The organism is Acetobacter pomorum (assembly GCF_002738225.1).
GTDB lineage: Bacteria > Pseudomonadota > Alphaproteobacteria > Acetobacterales > Acetobacteraceae > Acetobacter > Acetobacter pomorum.
Genome location: NZ_PEBQ01000093.1, coordinates 37,758 through 52,901, shown reverse-complemented (window position 1 = coordinate 52,901; position 15,144 = coordinate 37,758). Strand labels below are relative to the sequence as shown.

The window sequence follows — 15,144 nt, the reverse complement described above, 5'->3', positions numbered from 1 at the left end:
TTTTTTACCTTGGCCCAATGGCGGTAACCCATACCGTTATGGGGGTGGAAACTGCGCCATCATGGTCATCCACCACGTAGCGCACACCCACCGCACCAATGCCCGTGGCGGTGGGGGCCTGCTCTGGCATGGCCAGTGTCATACGTTGTTCATACTGCATGCACTGCAACTGCACGGATGTAGGCGCCCCCGCAAAAGCCTGCGGAAAGGTAATGGCATCTCCATCCTGAATATTTACGGAAAAAGACTGAATGCGCTGCCCGTATGGCAGGTTGATAACGCGCCCATCCTGCGTGGCAAAATCGGCCTGATACGTGCCCTGCCCCACATAGCTGCCTGCGGGCTGAAACACCCCGTTGGCCCAACCCTGCGTGGCCACCACCGCACCATCTGGCATATGGATGGTGCCATCTTGGCGGAACTGCCATTCATGCCACCCGCCTGCGGCATCTGTTAACTGCACGCTGGCAAAGGCATATTGCTCAAACGCATCGCGCAGGCAGAACAGCGCCTTCATGGTGGCGCTATACCCCAGGCGAGAAATAAACTGCGGCCCCCACGGCATATCGCCCGCCTGCGGTGCGCCATTGCTGCCGCTGCCGCCCCATGTGCCCGTGCTATCATAATAGCCATTGCTAATTTTGCCGCCCGTAAGCGGAAAAAAGCTTTGCGCAGCCTGGGCAGATGTCAGCAACCCATTAAACAGGTTTGTCCACGCCGCACCCTGCGCGCCGGGGGTGGAAAGGTTGTTATCCTGCCCGGAAACCCAAAACGTGCCCGCAACGCTGCCCGCCACCACGGCCCCGGCGGGGTAACCGCCAATGGCTGCGGCAAAGCTGGCATCAAACGGGCCAACATAGCCTGTTTGCAAAACCTGTATGGCGGCGGAAAGTGTTTTTAAAAACCCGTTCATATCCGCCCCACGTGGGGGCACGCCACCGGCGGCGCGCTCTGTAAAGGTTTCTGGCGGAAAGCCCAACGCCATGCTGGCCGAGCCATCGCCCGCCGTGCTTTGCGCTGTGGGAATATCCGCACAGTTGGCCGCTGTGGCAGAGGCCGCAATGGGCGATGTAAACCGCCCGGAAATATCTGCTTGTTTCATAAGTGTTTCAGCCCCTGATGCTGTAGGAAACCGCAACCCCGGCAGGGCGCGGCAGCACGCCGGCGTTTTCGATAATGGAAACCTGCACATCTGTTGGCACAAAGCCAAAGGCGTAGGTCATGCTCATGTTGGCGTTATCTTCCACCCATGCATCGCCCTGCCCGGCAAACAGCGTGCGCAAAATGGCGTTGAGCGAAAGAACGGAACAATCCGTAATATTGGCCAGCGCCTTGGCATAAATAAGCTGCCGAAACCCGGAATCTGACAGGCTGCAATTTGCAAAATCACCCACCACAACACGGCCTGCATACCACGGGGCGGTGTTAAAGCCCTGCTCTGTCAGGTCATTGGCCTCGGCAAAGCCCAGATACTGGCCCGATGCCATGCGCAACACGCGTGATACCCCAACAATACGGCCCCATACATCCAGCCCGTAACCTTGGGCTGTTTCTATGTTCCATATGCTGGCAAACCAGTTTTCTATACTTTGTGCCGGATCAAAACACTGGTTCCAGCCTTCCAGCAGCGCGTTCAGGCTGGGCGAGCATGCATATTGCGAAAGCACCGTTTGCCCCACATTCTGCATCAGGCAAACTCCACGGTAATAGCGGCCAGTTCCAGCGTGAAAATCTGGTTGATATTGGCCTGTGCCGTAACCCCCGTGGGGCTGGCCGCCGTACCCACCCGAATATCCACCACTTGCGCCCAACGGCCCACCGCTGCCACGCAGGCGTAAAACCGGCTGGCATACAGCGTGCCGCCAATGCCCACACGGGCCGTGCCATCCTGCCCCAAAAAGCACGCCAGCACGGCTTGTTGAATGGCAGATGTTGCCGTATCTGGCACCTCTGCGCCTGCTGCCAGTGTAAGCGCAACATAAAGCGGCGTGGGCTGCGCGCGCTCAAACGCCACCGTATAGCTGGGCGGCGTGGTGTAGGTGCCGGATGTATCCGTAACCGTTACACGGGTGCTGCCGGTATAGGCGCAGCCGGGTGGCTTTTTGCGCAAAATGGCCAAGGCGACATCAGCATCCGCGCCACCATTTACGCACACATACAGGCTATAGGGCGCAAGGGTGATGCCCCCCTGTGTGACAGCAACATTGCTGCTGTTATCGGCAACATATGCATCTGTTACGCCCTCCACCGCCTGCACGGCAGCCAGAATGGCGGCCAATGGCCCTACGGAATTAACAGCCACGGCAGCCTGCCTGCGGGCTTCAAACGCCATGCGGCCTTCTACCTCACGCCCTGTTACCCCCGCCACGGCGTTGCTCACGCCAGACCACCCGGCAACAGACTGGCACAGCCGCACGCTGCCCGCCGGGCAGGATACCTCCCCCACCGTGGTGCAGGAAAACGTGCCAGCACCTGTGCCGGTAGTATCCAGCGTAATGGCGGCATCTGCCGCATAGGTGTTGCCCGCGGCATCTGCCACCAAGGCCCCTTGCGGAATAACCGTGCCCTCCACCCCCGTGCACTGGCATGTTACCACCGTGGGCGTGGCGGGTTTGCGTTCCATAAAGTAAATGCGGCCAATGGCATCCTGCATCCGGCCAGAAGCACGCGCGGGGTCCACCCCGTTAAACACGGCCAGCATCTGATCATACGCATCGCCCAAAATGGCGGTGAGCGATGTCGCCAACTGCCCCTGTGGGGTGGACAGATCCGTATTGAGCGTATTGCCAAAAGCGGCGTTTATATCTGCCAGAACACCGGCCAGCATGTCTGCCTCCTGCGGCAACACAAAGCCGGTATCATCCAGCGTGGGCGCGGGCACGGATGTGGTGCCCGCTGCAAATGAGGTTTCAGAAACTGGCAAGGGTTGTGCTTCCGTTTTGCAATATCAGATAAATCTGGCCGCTGAGTTTGCGGTCTGCCCCAAGGCTGGCCAGCACACAGGTGGCGCGCGCCACGTTGGGCACGGCAAGGGCCGCCTGCGCCACATCGGCCCGAAACAGCGCGGCAGACTGGTTGCGCCCCAAAATACCCGCCAGATAGGGCAGGCCAAGGGCCGTGTTGTACCAGCACTCGCCCCTAAACACGCGCACCGCGCTGGAAACATCCTGCGCGGTAGCATAGGGCACATCCGCCACGGCAATATTGCCCTGCGCATCCACAGCCAGATCCCATGTTGCGCGGTCCAGCAACAAGGTTTTCATATGTGCTTCTCCTAACCCTGCGGGGTGCTGGTGCTGCCACTGCCGGGCATAACCCCGCCATGCACATGCGATGTGAGGGATACACCACCAGCCTGCACATCCTGCCCCACATTCAGGCTGCCGCTTATGCTGGCATCTCCTGAAATCCTGAGTGATTTTGCAGATATTTCCACGGTTCCGGGTGTATGTATCACCACCCCATCGGGCGTGAACTGAATATACTGGCTGGGGGCCGCGTTTAAAAAACCACCCAGATACAAGGCATCCGCCATATTGTTGTGGCGGAAACTGGCGGGGGGTGCGGCGGCACGCGCGGTTTTAACGTTCAGGATATCCCGGTCCGCCATTACGGCCAGCCCGATATACCCCACCGCCGGGTCCAGCACCACAGCGCTGCTGCCCCCCTGAAGCCGAAAATACGGCACGTTATACAAAACCCCATGCGGCGTGGTCTGGCCTGCGGCATCCTGCTGGTGCACCATGGGCTGCACATCCACAAACCCTACGGGGGCCAAACCTGCGCCCCAAACCGCACACACCTTAACGGGTATGGCGGTGCGCACTTCCACCAACATGCGGCGCATAACGGCCACAAGTGCGTTGTAATCCGATGCCGCAGCCCCTGCCCTGTCAAACACCGCCTGGCCGGATGCAGGCATGTTGGGCGGAAATCCAGATGTAAAACTGTTTTGATACGTCATGATTTTTCTGCCCCAACAGCCTGTGCCACAACATGAGTAAACCACGGGCCATCTGGCATGTGTGCGCTTAAACTGTGCCGAAGCTGCAAAACCTGCCACAGCCCCACATCACCCCCGCCGGGCTGATACCGGCTTTGCAACGCCAGCACGCTGCCGTAGCTGATACGTGGGTTAAACAGCATGTTTAGCGCCACCCCACCGGCAGACCATGTGGGATACCCCACCAGCCCCGTGCTGGCCGAAACCGCAATGGCGGCAGATGTTTCCACCATTGCGTTGGCCCCACCCGTTCTGGCAGGCCATGCCACCAAACGTCCCCGCCCCAATGCGGCCTGAAAAGGCTGTGTGTTCCAACACTGGCTGATCTGCTGCCCTGCCGTGCCATGAAAATACGGATCATGCAGCACGGTGTTCAGCCCGTTATTTTCAAACGCCAACCCGGCCTGTGCGGCAATACGCGCCAACACCTGCGCCAGTGGCACAGCCCCCCTAAACCCGGTGGGCGCGGCAGGCAGTGCGTTTGGCAGAACTGTAGAAAACGCCTGCACTACAAAGGCAACATCTGGTGCGTCGCTGTAATCTGCAAAAGCCAGCGTAACCCCACCTTGAAATACAAGTGCCTGTGCGCCAGATGCGCCATCCGGCACCATCAGCAGCACCTCGCTGGCACTCTGGCTGGTGGGGTCTGGCGCGCTCAGGCTCAGGCGGTTCATCAAATCCGGGGGCAGGCCGGTTATGCGTATCTGCGCGGTTTCTCCCGTTGGGTACGGGGCCTGCATGATCTCCGCCTGCACCTGCAAGCCAGAAAGGGTAACCGTATCCACCCCATCCGCCGTGCCAAACACGCCATTGAGCAGACGGAACGTCACCTCCACATCTCGGCTGGCCCAATCTGGCGTTTTTGTGGTTTGTGTGTTGCTCATGCGGGCCAGCCTGTGCGCCACAGCAGCACATAGCGCGTGCCAAGCCCGGTGCTTTGCGGGGCCTGCGTGCCTTGAGTATCCATAAACGCCAGATCACCCGGCAGGCCGGTGGCGGCAGTGCGCGCCAGCCATGTGCGATCCTGGCACAGCACGCCAGAAAGCACGCGCGTGCCTGCGCACCAGATATCTGCATACAGGCCGGTGGCCCGCTGGCGCAGGGCTATCTGGAGTATCTGTTCGGCCAGCGTGATTTTAAACATTTGTGCAGGCACAGCACTTATGGGCACCTGCACCAGTGTGGCATCTGTGCTGCTCATGCAATTTCTCCGGCATCTGCGGTGCTGGTGGTGGCATAGGCCATGCCGCCGCACTGTATCTGCTGGCCCTGCGGCATGCGTGTGCTGGCAAACTGCGTGCTTCCGGTTATGCGCACTTCCTGCAAGGCAATTTCTACAACCGGCATGGTAATGCCCTGCCGGGCCTCCCGCATCCAGCGGTGGCCGATAATGTTCACGCTATCGTATTTCTTTTCCGGGGTTATTACGGCATACAGGTTTGTATCGGCCTCCAATGCCTCCAGCGTGGCAAAAAAGCCTGCACGCACATATAGCGCGCCCGCCTGCCCAGCCCCGGCCAGAACATCCAGCGCAAGGCTGGTGGCGCTGGCATCTTCCATCCCGGCTTCAGACCCATCGCACACCATCATAATCCGATGTTGCCGAGACATGCGCACCTTGCTGTAAGATAAAAACGCACCATCCTCCAGCGGGGCTTCTGCAATGCGCCATGCACTTTGCATATCGGCAGAAAGCACATGGGCAGATGTTAAAACCCGCTGCCCGTCCTGCGTAAAAATACCCCACTGGCTGGCCGCCTGCGTAATTTGCAGATCATCCAGCAAACTGCCCACCGTTACAGAGGCCGAAGCCTGCACCCCGGCAGAAACAGATTGCCCCATAAGGGCAGGCACCCCCGCTGCCACGGGAATATTCCATACAGATGGCAGGCTGACTGGCAACATGGGCATGAAACAGAACTCTTTACTGAACAGAAAACAGGTTTTTAAATGGAACCAAGCGTGGAAAGTGCTGCCAAAGTGGTGCTATCTCCCCCACCAAGGCCCTGCATGGCTGCGCGCGATGGCATGGGTGCGGGGTGTGGAGCAGGTGTTGCAAACGCTCTGGCAGATGTTTGCGGTACATACGCAGCCGGTGCAGGCCGCGCCACGGCCACAACAGGCTGAACCGCCGCCCGCATAAACAAAGATGACGGCAAAAATGCCCCCACCATATTGCGCGCAACAGGCTGGGCTTTGTCTGACACAGCAACACGCTGAAAAGTGCGCAAGCCACCGCGCCCAGCCTGTTGCGGAATACCCTGCAAACCCCGCCCATGCACCAGAACGCTCTCTAAACCACTTGTTCTTTCAAGAGGGTTTATATCACGCACCCTTCCCTGCCTTGGCACTAGCGCAGGGCGGGCAGATATAGGCATGGTAACTGGAGCACCTTTCCCTTCGGCCAGTATGCGCGGCACAGACCTTCTGCCCCTTGAGGCACGTACAGGCGGCACAGAAAACGGCCTGCGCGCCAGAAGATCCACCGTGTTTTTGGGTTTGTATTGGCGGGCTTTTCCGGGTTGCGTAAACTGTAAAGCGCCTTCCGCCGCCTGCGCCGTGCTGGACACCAACACAATACGCCGAGATACTGAAAGGTTATTTTGCAAAATACCTTTCTGCCGGTAAGGCACCGCCCTAACAGCTACCACGCCCGCCTTATACCGCACGCCACCACCCGTTCTGGCTGCAAACACAGGTTGCGCACTCCCCTGTAGAGCGTGCGCAACGGGCAACACGGGTTCTCTCATACCCAAAGGCGCATACCCCGCCCCCATGCTGTATTGGCGCAGAAGCTGCAATAATGCCAAAAGCCCCTTGTGCTTGGCCTTTTTTGTGTGTTTCTGGCTTTGCAAAAAGCGTTCCAACACACGGCGCAGGCGTTCCAGCAGCGGCAGCGTTGCGCGCACCTTGCTCTGGGGCGATGAATTTACAGTTTGGGCCATGTTTGCGGGCTTTCCTGCGCGGGCGTGTGCGCCATATTCCAGTTGCGCACAGAAAGTATTTCTAAAAGCGTGTAAAAATCTTCGCTGTCATAAACTGTTTTCAGGTCATGCAGGCTTGCAAGGCCGGATGCCACAACCGCCGCCATGGCGGGTGAGATGTTTACGCAGTTTACAACGGGGCCTGTGCGGCCTCGTCCCCCAGCAAAGCCGCCACTAGGGGGAAAAGCTGGTGCGCGGCGGCCCGCAAAAAACCCACATGCAGCCTAAAGGCCTCTGCCCGCACCATGCCCAGGGTTTCGGGTTCTGCAAAATCGGCGGAAATAACAGCGCGTGTCACTTCTGGCCGGTGTGGGTCTGGCCGTATTTTTACGCACTGCATCAGCCGTGCCAAAGCGGTATCCAGATCGGCTTCTTCCATAAAGCCAAAAATTTCCAGCCCAAAGGCGGCAAGCCCGGCAAGGCCCGCCTCTGCCATATCCGCCCCCACACGTGCGCCACCACGTATGGCGGCCTGCAATACATGGCGCGCCCAGCTATCTGCGGCAAAGGCATCCATGCGTGTGAGCACAAACACCTTGCCCTGATCTTCCCCCGGCAGGGGGTGCGTGTAATCCACGGTTTTCATGCCTGCTCTTTCCTGTCATTTTCAAAAACACATCTGTTTTACAGGGCAGCAGGCAACACACGTTCCCACACAATTTCAAAACTGCGGGCCTCCAGCACGCGGCCTGCGCTGGGCATTGCGGCCACGGCCTGCAACAACCCGCGCACCATGGTGTATTTACGCCCAATGGAGGGAAGCTGGATTTCCGCCCCAAGCCGATACAACCCGCGCTGTGCATCCTGTGCGGCGGCAATGGCCTCAAACACCAACCCACTTTCACTGCTGGCGGCAAGGGAGATTGTCTGCCTCACGGGTGTGGGTATCCAGCCTGCGTTCAGGTAGCCATCAATGCTCATGGCGGTTTCTGCCAGTTCCCGCGCGGTGGTTTCAAAAGCGCGGTCGGCAGAATAGTTTTCCAGCGTAATGGGCGTGTTGTACAACCCCGGAACCGTAATGGTAAAAACCGAGTTGGCGGCTGTAATATCGTAATCAGACATGCTTACTGCACCTCTACCGTAGCCAGAGAGATAGACTGGACAGACTGCCCATCCATATAAAAGAACCGTGCCTGCACCGGCCAGCGCTTGGCCCGTGTGGCGGCAGATGCGGTGGAGGCACCGGGCAGCAGATACCACCCGCGTGTGGCCAGCGTATCTGCAATGCTGCGCCCTGCCTGTGCGTTCACCACCTGCGCCTGTGCTGCAGAAAGCGTGACGTTGGGCTGGATAGCGCCAAAAGCCACAGCTGTATCAATGGTGTTTTGCACAGAAGTGGCCAGCAGCGTATCACCCTGCACGGCATAAGGTATCTGCCCCACGGCAGAAAACAGCGTGAGCAGATCAGACTGGAAGGAGGATGTCATCCAGATCTGGTTCAGATAACTATCTGCCCATGCAAATGCGCCAGATACGGCCCCGTTGTTGAGAAAACTGAATGTGGAATCCCCACTTTTATAGGACCCATAAAAGCTGTAGCCATTTTGCAGCAAGGCCTGCGCCTGTGTGGCCGTAATATCCGCGGCACTCACGCCGCCATTGTTACGGAACATCAGCGTGGTGCGCCCGGCATTGCGCTGCGGGTTTATGCTGGCTGCCCAGCCCAAACACAGGGCCGCAGCCAGTGTGCCGTTGCCATCCGTATTGCACAGGCATGTCAGCCCCGGCGTGGCCTGTTCTGTAACTATGTTGCCAAAACATCCTGATTCTGCCAGCAAAATGTTGGCATCAGCATCCTGCACAATACCCCAGTAACGGTTGGGGTTTGTGGGCATCCATGCGGCAATGGCGGTTTTGGCCGTAGCATCTGGCTCCTGCGCAAAGGCAAAGGCGCACCAATCTGCACTGGCGGCGGCAGCGTTTGTAAGGGCTGCGGTGTAATCCGTATCTTCTGGGGTGGCGGGCAGTTGGTAAAAATACAGTGTTTGCGGCAGATCCTGCGCATTGGTGTAGCCCGCAAAGTAAATGCTGGCCATGCGGGCTTCCATACTTTCTGCGCCGCATGTGGCTGCCACTTCCGCCGCGGTTGTAAATGTGGAAAGGCCGGAAGAAAGCGCTGTGTTTGTAGAAAATACAAGCCCGTTCAGCAGGTTTGTGGTGCCCCCCGCCGCCAGCACACCCGGCGTGACAGACACAAGGGAAGAAACAGGAAGGATCATGCAGGTTTCACTCGCATTTCAAAGCCTGTCTGCCACCACGCTGTGCACTGTGGCAGCGGTGGCTGTGGCGGCTGGCAGGGTAATGGAAAAAGTAAGCTGGCTGTGCAGGCTAAGCTGCCAATGGGGTTCGTATTGCTGTTGCGCGTTAACATAGGGCAGACATTCGGCGTTATCTGCATACAAGGGGGATAGGCGCGGCATGTCTTTTTGCTGTGCCGCAAGGTTTGCAAAAAACGTGGTGCTCCATACATCGCGCCATAGGGTGAACAGCGTTTGCGCGGCATCTGCTGCCCCTGCGCCAAACAGGCTGATCTGGGTGGCCAGTTGCTCCTGCCGCAACAGGGTGCAGCTTTGTGGCCCATAGCGTGTGCTGCCCGTACCAATAAGCTGGCGAGAAAGCGGCGTGATAAGCACCAACATGCCGCGCGGTGGTGGCGTGCGGTTTTGCCGAGTTTGCAAAACGGTTGTGCCTGTAGGCAAAACTTCCAGCACAAAGGCACGCAGGGCGGCAAATAGCTGTGCCTCATCTGGCTGTTGCACGTTCTTGCTCTTGGTGCTCATGCCGCCACCTGTTGGGTCACCAGCACGCGGCACCATTGCCCGCCCCATGCCTCGGGCTGGGCCGTTACCAGCCAGTGGGCGTTATCAAACACAAACACATCGCCCCCAAACTGATGCGTGCGCTCTACCCCGCAAATGGTGCCGGGCATATAGATTTCTCGCTGAATGGTGCTCTGGTTTTGCCCATCGGTTTGCATCAGTTCAGCCGTGGGCACGGGCTGCACCCTGATTGTTACGGCAATATCCATAAAGCACGGCGTGGTGCTGCCATCTGGCGCGGTTGTGTAACCCGTGTTCACACGCAATATGGCGGGCACAGATGGCAGCAAAGCCGCCGTGGCCCCCAACGCCATGTTGAACAGCGCATTCATGGCCAAGAAACCACTCTTTGCGGCCAGCCCGGAACATAGCGCCCCATGCGCAAAAAGGCAGATGCTGCCCAAAAGGTTGCGCCATAAGGTGTTTGCACCCACCACGCCTGTGTGGAGGAAACCGCGCCCATATCGGCCTGCACCTGCACGCTGCCCATGCGCGCGGTGGTAATGCGCCCCACAAGCGCGGCGGTGCCATCTGCCGCGCCGGTGGCATACGCCCCGCTATTGATGCCAAGCTGGAGCAGATGCGCTGTAATGAGCATAAGCAATTCTGCCCGCTTGGCCGGGTTGCGCACGGAGGATGTGCCAGTGTTGTTCAAAAACAGCCCGGCACGGGCAAAACACGCGCTGGCGGCATCTGCCCCCGTACTGGCCACAAGGTTGGGGTAGCGCGCCTTAAAGGCTGCGGCATCAAACACAACGGCCCCATCTTCCGCCATGTTGCAGGCAGAAGGTAAGCCAGCCGCTTGCATTGGCTGATTTTCCGGCATGGAAAACATCCTTTTACATGCTGCAAGATAACGGAAGTTCTGGCCTTACGCGGGCGTAATGCCGGGAGCTGGTGCTGCGGGGTTAAGTGGTTCCATACCCGTGCGCAGGCTGGCTTGTTCCTTGGCTTGGCCTGCGGCTTTTTCTGGCGTGGTCTGGGCAAAAATCAGCCCGGCTTCCAGTGGGGGAAAGCCTGCATATTTTTGCGCCCATACCTGCCAGAAATCTGCCGGCACGGGGGTAAGCCCATACCCGCCTGCCTTGGCCGTGCGTGCGCCTGCCAGCTCGTGCCGCTGGCCTGCCAGTTCCAGCACAAGCCCGTTGGGCAGTTTGCACCCAACGGTAACTGTTGATGTTGTTGCCATGTGTTTTTCCGTTTTTATGTGTGCGTGCCCTGTGGGGGTGTGTTTTACAGGCCGGTCATGGTGGCAATGCCTGCGGGCATGTAAATAACGGCCCCCCATGTGCCTTGGGAGAGCTTCTGCTTCCATGCCGAGGCCTCGGTTACCACCGCATGGGCCCGCAGTTTTTCTGTAAACGCGGCTTCGGCGGTTTTCTGCACATCCACATGGTCAGCCATAATCTGCATGGTCTGCACACCGTTGGCGGCGGCATCTCCATACTCTACGGCCTGCACAAAACGCAGGTTGGGGTAGGTTTCTCGCAACATGGTTAGGGCAGAAAGGCCAAACGTGTTGCGGCGTGTCAGCAACCCCATGCGGGTGGGGGCAAGGCCCAACACCATGGGCGTATCCGTATCCACCAGCCCGGCCGTTTGTTTGCGTAGCTGGTTGATAAGGGCAATCACGTCATCCTGCCGCTCTTCGGGGGTGGCGTTTTCCCACGCCGTGCCCCCTGCGGCTTTGGTGGCAGGCGTAATGGCGGCAGGCAGGCGCGGGTCATTCAGATAGCCATAAAGTTTCAGCCCGCTGATGCCAAAAAAGTATGTCTGGTTCTGAAACTTGTTCAACTTCAGGGCTGCGGCCTCTCGCAGGCTGGCGGCCCATTGCAGGCGTGCCTGCCCGGCCAGAGCCAGTTCCTGCTCACCCCACGCCACAAATACCTGATAATGGTAGGACTGGCGTTCGGGGAAACTGGGGTTGAGGCTGACCGTGCCATTCTGGTTCCAATCCCCGTAGGAGGAAACCTGCCCTGCCGTTTCCAGCATGGGAAAGACGGCTGTTTTGGAAACCCAGTCCCCCTTGCGCACCTCGCCCAGCAATTCGGCCGCGCGCATGGGGGCAAAGGCCACCTTGATAAGCCCCGTATCCACCCAGGCAGACATAAAGGCCGGAATACCTGCATTGGCGGTGGTGGAAAGCGCGGGCTGGGCATCCATCGCCATGGTGTCTGATACCAGATGTTCGGCACCAATCAGGCCGCGTGCATCGGGCACCACAAAGCCAAGGCGGTTGAGTTCCGCCAGTTCTGAATGAGAAGTCAGCATTATGCGTGCATCCATGTAGAAATCCGAACCAGCTCACCCGCAGCACCAGCGGAAGCTACAAAAAACCCTGTGGCCACCGCACCTGTTACAGAACTGCCTGTGGCGGCGGTGCTGATGGTGCCATCACTCAAACTGGCAAAAACGGCCTGCCCCGGCGTGGCCTGCGTGGTGGGCTGCACCCAGAAATCCCCCGCCGTAAACAGCGTTACGGGAAAGCCCTGCGGAATAACCATGCTTTCCGATGCCGTAAAATCCGTAATCTGGGCAGTCAGATCCCGATGCACAAAGCCATCGGGCGCGGCAGTGCTGCCAGATGGCGGCATGTTGGCCACACTTACGCCATCGGCCTGCACCCAGCCAAAGGCGGCCACCGTGCAGCCACCCGCAGCCGCCACCAATGCGCCCTCACCCGCCGGAAAGGTGGCCGTGGGGTTGAGAGATGCAAAATCACCCGGCACAGCGGGCGCTGGCTGGATGTTGACCTGATTTTGAAAAGACATTTACCTGCCTTGTATCATACGTAAAACAAAAAAGGCTTTCAGCCGCGCACGCCAATGCGTTCCAGCCCAAAGCGCTGCCGAAAGCCCTGCGTGGCTGCGGCATCCTGCCCCATGACCGGGGCGGCACCATCCGCACGCGGCTGCATGCGCGCAAAGCTTTCAAACAGCGGTTTCAACCCCTGTTCAGGCACGCCCGTGACATCAATGCCTGCTTCCTTTAAGGCAAAACCGTAAACGGCGGGGGCGCTATCCATCGCCACATCGCCCACAAAGGGGCGCACGGCAGCGCGGGCTGTGTGCAGGTCTGCCATCTGGCGTACGGCGCGTTCTTCCGCCTGCTGCACAGCCTGGGCAATGGCGGCATCCATGGCCGCAACGGTAATGGGCGTTTGATCAGGCATGGCCTGAAAGCTCCTGTTGTTAAAAGGCATGTTGGGGTTTGGTGCGGCATCGCCAATAATGGCGGAAGGCACACGGGGCTGGGCCACAAGGGCCAGATGGTTAAAGGCAATATCCGCCATTATCAGCGTATAGGGGGTGCCCATATAGGTGCCCGCCTGCCTGATGGCCGTGTACCGATACCCGGCGGAAACCGCGCGCTGTGTGCCGTTTTCTATGGCCGCAATGGCTGTGGCATCCCATATCGTTAAGCTGCCTGTCAGGTTGGGTGGGGTAAAGCGCACATCGCTGCCCACCGCGCCAACGGTTATGCTGGCTGGGTGATCCTGCGCACTTACAGGGGTATGCTGCATAAGCACCGGTTTGCCGCGCAGGCTGAGGGCGGCGCGCATAAGCGCATCGGGCGGGCGAAAAACGTTGTAAACGTCATCATCTTTCAGGCCCAGCGCAGCGGCTCCCGGTATTTCGCGCCCATAATAGGGGCTAACGGTTGCGGCGGAGAAAATGCAGTGCGCAATGTGCAAATGCCCATCTGCATCCACCCGGCGCACGCTGGCCCTGTCCAGCGCCAAAGGCTGCGTATCGGGCGCAACAGCAGCGTGCGGGCTGGCGCGGGCCTGCCCGGTATTGCGTGTGTTCATGGTGGCGTACTCTGTTTTTTGGCGTCTATGTCCGCCTGTTCGGCCTCATCCATCTGCCAGAGCGGGCGGAAGGTGAACGTAATGTCCGTATCCACCGCGCCCCACAGGTTCAGCATCACCATATGCAGAATGTACGTAAGGTTGGGGCGCAGGAAGGATTCCTGATAAGCGCTGATGCGATCATAAAAAACCCGGATCTCGCCATCAGCCGAGGCATTCAGCCCGGAAGGGGAAATACCGGCAAACTTTACCAGCGGCTGTTGTGCCACGGTGCAGATCTGCTCCAGCGCCTGTGCCTGCAAACTGTCCAGCCCGGAAAGGGGGGCTGCCAGAAGTTCCAGCTTTTCGCGCTCCTTATCCAGCACAAACGTGCCCCGGTTGGAACGAAAGCGGTTAAACGCCTCCACCCGCGCCAAAAGCCCTTCGGGGTCTTGCGCATAGGCCGCCATATTGGTGGACAGTGCGACAATGGAAAACGCATTCAGCAAATCCGAAACACTCTGGCGCGTGCGCAACCAGTTTTCCACATAGGGCCGCGCCATTTGCGTAAGGGAAACACCGCCGAAGTTATAAGCGGGTTTAAGAATATCCGGCACCTCCCGCGCGCAAAACCGCAACAGGCGCGTGGCATGTAAAAGCGTGCCCTGCACCCACCAGCTTTGCGGTTTGTAAAAGGCAGGGTGCAGCGGGTTTGCGGTTTCATACATGGCGGGGGTTGTCCAAACCGGCTCCACCGGCACCAGTGCGCGCAAACTGCCTTGGCGGAAGGTTTCTGGCCGCAACAGCAAGGGGGATGCCAAACCACCCGCCACGGGGGAAAGCCCGGTATCTACATACAGCAGGCCCATGCCGTAATGGCCGTCCATTTCCGCCATGCGGCGCAGCACATCGCGCACATTCAGGCGGGTGAACTCAGCCTCCAACTGGTTAATGCGGTCTGCCTTGCCCGCCCCTTGCCCGGAGCGGGAGGTAAACACCAGCCATTGCCGCGTGGCCTCGGTGGCAATGGTGTCCACCATGTGCCGGTATTCTGCCCGCTGGGCCATTTCCGCCAGCCGTGCATAACCGGGAAACACCACCCCATCCGCCACGGCATTGCGCAGCCAGTCCAGCAAACCGGGGGCGTTTTGTGCGGCGGCACTATCCATAGCCAGCGGGGCGGTGCTGCCATTGGCCCGCACCCCGCGCGGGGGCCGATACGGGGCAAACACATCTGCCCGCGCCACGGCTGCCGGGGCCACCTTGGCCACATCTGCCGCAAAGGCCCCCTGGGGCAGCATCGGCTCCTTACGCGGCAGGGGCACAGGGGCATGCCGCCCGCGCAAACGCTGCCACCACCCCAGCCGAGCGCGGGAAGAAAAAGACAAACCAGACATACCCTGCCCTTTGTTGAAAATTGGAAAAAAACTTGTCTGCCCCCGCTGCGGGCGGGTAAATGGGCGGCATTGAAATGCAACCTGATTGCGGTGCTGTAAGCCGTGGCGCGGAACGGATGATCTGCAATCACCCAACAGGCCCAAGGAACTT

At 59.3% G+C, this 15,144-nt stretch carries 21 protein-coding genes; all 21 read right to left on the bottom strand.

Going from position 1 to position 15,144, the window contains the following annotated elements; all coding sequences use genetic code 11:
* Window positions 1-4: 4 nt before the first annotated feature.
* From CSR02_RS06195 to CSR02_RS06100, 21 genes are read right to left on the bottom strand one after another with little or no spacing between them, the layout of a single operon-like run.
* Entirely contained in the window at window positions 5-1,102 is a 1,098-nt protein-coding gene (locus CSR02_RS06195; RefSeq protein ID WP_099540945.1) for a phage tail protein, read from the bottom strand.
* Between the two features lie 7 nt (window positions 1,103-1,109).
* Entirely contained in the window at window positions 1,110-1,688 is a 579-nt protein-coding gene (locus CSR02_RS06190) for a DUF2612 domain-containing protein (RefSeq protein ID WP_099540944.1), read from the bottom strand.
* Window positions 1,688-2,881 carry a baseplate J/gp47 family protein gene (locus CSR02_RS06185; RefSeq protein WP_183172596.1) on the bottom strand — a complete coding sequence of 398 codons (1,194 nt, stop codon included), beginning with the start codon at window positions 2,879-2,881 and terminating at the stop codon, window positions 1,688-1,690. Before CSR02_RS06185 ends, CSR02_RS06190 begins: the two co-directional genes overlap by 1 nt.
* Before the next feature lie 28 nt (window positions 2,882-2,909).
* Window positions 2,910-3,263 (bottom strand): hypothetical protein, encoded by a 354-nt coding sequence (locus CSR02_RS06180; RefSeq protein ID WP_099540942.1) that lies wholly within the window; start codon window positions 3,261-3,263, stop codon window positions 2,910-2,912.
* Window positions 3,264-3,274: 11 nt separating this feature from the next.
* Window positions 3,275-3,964 carry a Gp138 family membrane-puncturing spike protein gene (locus CSR02_RS06175; RefSeq protein ID WP_099540941.1) on the bottom strand — a complete coding sequence of 230 codons (690 nt, stop codon included), beginning with the start codon at window positions 3,962-3,964 and terminating at the stop codon, window positions 3,275-3,277.
* Window positions 3,961-4,887 carry a baseplate hub protein gene (locus CSR02_RS06170; RefSeq protein ID WP_099540940.1) on the bottom strand — a complete coding sequence of 309 codons (927 nt, stop codon included), beginning with the start codon at window positions 4,885-4,887 and terminating at the stop codon, window positions 3,961-3,963. The genes CSR02_RS06175 and CSR02_RS06170 overlap by 4 nt, the downstream gene beginning before the upstream one ends.
* On the bottom strand, window positions 4,884-5,204 hold the full coding sequence (locus tag CSR02_RS06165) for a phage baseplate plug family protein (protein WP_099540939.1): 321 nt from the start codon (window positions 5,202-5,204) through the stop codon (window positions 4,884-4,886). The genes CSR02_RS06170 and CSR02_RS06165 overlap by 4 nt, the downstream gene beginning before the upstream one ends.
* Window positions 5,201-5,914 (bottom strand): phage baseplate protein, encoded by a 714-nt coding sequence (locus tag CSR02_RS06160; protein WP_042786886.1) that lies wholly within the window; start codon window positions 5,912-5,914, stop codon window positions 5,201-5,203. Before CSR02_RS06160 ends, CSR02_RS06165 begins: the two co-directional genes overlap by 4 nt.
* Window positions 5,915-5,949: 35 nt before the next feature.
* Complete coding sequence (locus CSR02_RS06155; protein WP_244176839.1) at window positions 5,950-6,948, bottom strand: hypothetical protein; 999 nt, start codon at window positions 6,946-6,948, stop codon at window positions 5,950-5,952.
* Window positions 6,933-7,094, bottom strand: coding sequence for a hypothetical protein (locus tag CSR02_RS16565; RefSeq protein WP_167384106.1), 162 nt, complete (start codon window positions 7,092-7,094; stop codon window positions 6,933-6,935). Before CSR02_RS16565 ends, CSR02_RS06155 begins: the two co-directional genes overlap by 16 nt.
* Window positions 7,095-7,117: 23 nt before the next feature.
* A complete protein-coding gene (locus CSR02_RS06150) occupies window positions 7,118-7,573 on the bottom strand; it encodes a hypothetical protein (RefSeq protein ID WP_099540938.1) in 456 nt (151 codons plus the stop codon).
* Window positions 7,574-7,611: 38 nt separating this feature from the next.
* Window positions 7,612-8,049, bottom strand: coding sequence for a phage tail fiber protein (locus CSR02_RS06145; RefSeq protein WP_042786888.1), 438 nt, complete (start codon window positions 8,047-8,049; stop codon window positions 7,612-7,614).
* A gap of 2 nt (window positions 8,050-8,051) precedes the next feature.
* Window positions 8,052-9,206, bottom strand: a complete 1,155-nt coding sequence (locus tag CSR02_RS06140; protein WP_099540937.1) for a DUF3383 family protein — start codon at window positions 9,204-9,206, stop codon at window positions 8,052-8,054.
* Window positions 9,207-9,224: 18 nt separating this feature from the next.
* Window positions 9,225-9,815, bottom strand: coding sequence for a phage neck terminator protein (locus tag CSR02_RS06135; RefSeq protein ID WP_244176837.1), 591 nt, complete (start codon window positions 9,813-9,815; stop codon window positions 9,225-9,227).
* Complete coding sequence (locus CSR02_RS06130; RefSeq protein WP_244176835.1) at window positions 9,764-10,138, bottom strand: hypothetical protein; 375 nt, start codon at window positions 10,136-10,138, stop codon at window positions 9,764-9,766. Before CSR02_RS06130 ends, CSR02_RS06135 begins: the two co-directional genes overlap by 52 nt.
* Window positions 10,135-10,641: a DUF4054 domain-containing protein gene (locus CSR02_RS06125; protein WP_099540934.1), complete on the bottom strand. Its 507-nt coding sequence runs from the start codon at window positions 10,639-10,641 to the stop codon at window positions 10,135-10,137. Before CSR02_RS06125 ends, CSR02_RS06130 begins: the two co-directional genes overlap by 4 nt.
* Window positions 10,642-10,677: 36 nt before the next feature.
* Window positions 10,678-10,995: a hypothetical protein gene (locus tag CSR02_RS06120; protein WP_099540933.1), complete on the bottom strand. Its 318-nt coding sequence runs from the start codon at window positions 10,993-10,995 to the stop codon at window positions 10,678-10,680.
* A gap of 44 nt (window positions 10,996-11,039) precedes the next feature.
* A complete protein-coding gene (locus CSR02_RS06115; RefSeq protein ID WP_099540932.1) occupies window positions 11,040-12,077 on the bottom strand; it encodes a major capsid family protein in 1,038 nt (345 codons plus the stop codon).
* The gene (locus CSR02_RS06110; RefSeq protein ID WP_099540931.1) at window positions 12,077-12,577 is read right to left on the bottom strand and encodes a structural cement protein Gp24; all 501 of its coding nucleotides are present in this window, start codon (window positions 12,575-12,577) and stop codon (window positions 12,077-12,079) included. Before CSR02_RS06110 ends, CSR02_RS06115 begins: the two co-directional genes overlap by 1 nt.
* Before the next feature lie 38 nt (window positions 12,578-12,615).
* Window positions 12,616-13,617, bottom strand: coding sequence for a DUF2213 domain-containing protein (locus CSR02_RS06105; protein ID WP_099540930.1), 1,002 nt, complete (start codon window positions 13,615-13,617; stop codon window positions 12,616-12,618).
* Window positions 13,614-14,993 carry a DUF1073 domain-containing protein gene (locus CSR02_RS06100; RefSeq protein WP_099541118.1) on the bottom strand — a complete coding sequence of 460 codons (1,380 nt, stop codon included), beginning with the start codon at window positions 14,991-14,993 and terminating at the stop codon, window positions 13,614-13,616. The genes CSR02_RS06105 and CSR02_RS06100 overlap by 4 nt, the downstream gene beginning before the upstream one ends.
* Window positions 14,994-15,144 lie beyond the last annotated feature (151 nt).

Bases quoted from the DNA above. Each gene is read 5' to 3' on its own strand.
- CSR02_RS06100 (WP_099541118.1), bottom strand. From the start codon at position 14,993: ATGTCTGGTTTGTCTTTTTCTTCCCGCGCTCGGCTGGGGTGGTGGCAG.
- CSR02_RS06105 (WP_099540930.1), bottom strand. From the start codon at position 13,617: ATGAACACACGCAATACCGGGCAGGCCCGCGCCAGCCCGCACGCTGCT.
- CSR02_RS06125 (WP_099540934.1), bottom strand. From the start codon at position 10,641: ATGTTTTCCATGCCGGAAAATCAGCCAATGCAAGCGGCTGGCTTACCT.
- CSR02_RS06150 (WP_099540938.1), bottom strand. From the start codon at position 7,573: ATGAAAACCGTGGATTACACGCACCCCCTGCCGGGGGAAGATCAGGGC.
- CSR02_RS06160 (WP_042786886.1), bottom strand. From the start codon at position 5,914: ATGCCCATGTTGCCAGTCAGCCTGCCATCTGTATGGAATATTCCCGTG.
- CSR02_RS06140 (WP_099540937.1), bottom strand. From the start codon at position 9,206: ATGATCCTTCCTGTTTCTTCCCTTGTGTCTGTCACGCCGGGTGTGCTG.
- CSR02_RS06115 (WP_099540932.1), bottom strand. From the start codon at position 12,077: ATGCTGACTTCTCATTCAGAACTGGCGGAACTCAACCGCCTTGGCTTT.
- CSR02_RS06175 (WP_099540941.1), bottom strand. From the start codon at position 3,964: ATGACGTATCAAAACAGTTTTACATCTGGATTTCCGCCCAACATGCCT.
- CSR02_RS16565 (WP_167384106.1), bottom strand. From the start codon at position 7,094: ATGGCGGCGGTTGTGGCATCCGGCCTTGCAAGCCTGCATGACCTGAAA.
- CSR02_RS06130 (WP_244176835.1), bottom strand. From the start codon at position 10,138: ATGAATGCGCTGTTCAACATGGCGTTGGGGGCCACGGCGGCTTTGCTG.
- CSR02_RS06190 (WP_099540944.1), bottom strand. From the start codon at position 1,688: ATGCAGAATGTGGGGCAAACGGTGCTTTCGCAATATGCATGCTCGCCC.
- CSR02_RS06195 (WP_099540945.1), bottom strand. From the start codon at position 1,102: ATGAAACAAGCAGATATTTCCGGGCGGTTTACATCGCCCATTGCGGCC.
- CSR02_RS06155 (WP_244176839.1), bottom strand. From the start codon at position 6,948: ATGGCCCAAACTGTAAATTCATCGCCCCAGAGCAAGGTGCGCGCAACG.
- CSR02_RS06135 (WP_244176837.1), bottom strand. From the start codon at position 9,815: ATGGGGCGGGCAATGGTGCCGCGTGCTGGTGACCCAACAGGTGGCGGC.
- CSR02_RS06165 (WP_099540939.1), bottom strand. From the start codon at position 5,204: ATGAGCAGCACAGATGCCACACTGGTGCAGGTGCCCATAAGTGCTGTG.
- CSR02_RS06110 (WP_099540931.1), bottom strand. From the start codon at position 12,577: ATGTCTTTTCAAAATCAGGTCAACATCCAGCCAGCGCCCGCTGTGCCG.
- CSR02_RS06145 (WP_042786888.1), bottom strand. From the start codon at position 8,049: ATGTCTGATTACGATATTACAGCCGCCAACTCGGTTTTTACCATTACG.
- CSR02_RS06180 (WP_099540942.1), bottom strand. From the start codon at position 3,263: ATGAAAACCTTGTTGCTGGACCGCGCAACATGGGATCTGGCTGTGGAT.
- CSR02_RS06170 (WP_099540940.1), bottom strand. From the start codon at position 4,887: ATGAGCAACACACAAACCACAAAAACGCCAGATTGGGCCAGCCGAGAT.
- CSR02_RS06120 (WP_099540933.1), bottom strand. From the start codon at position 10,995: ATGGCAACAACATCAACAGTTACCGTTGGGTGCAAACTGCCCAACGGG.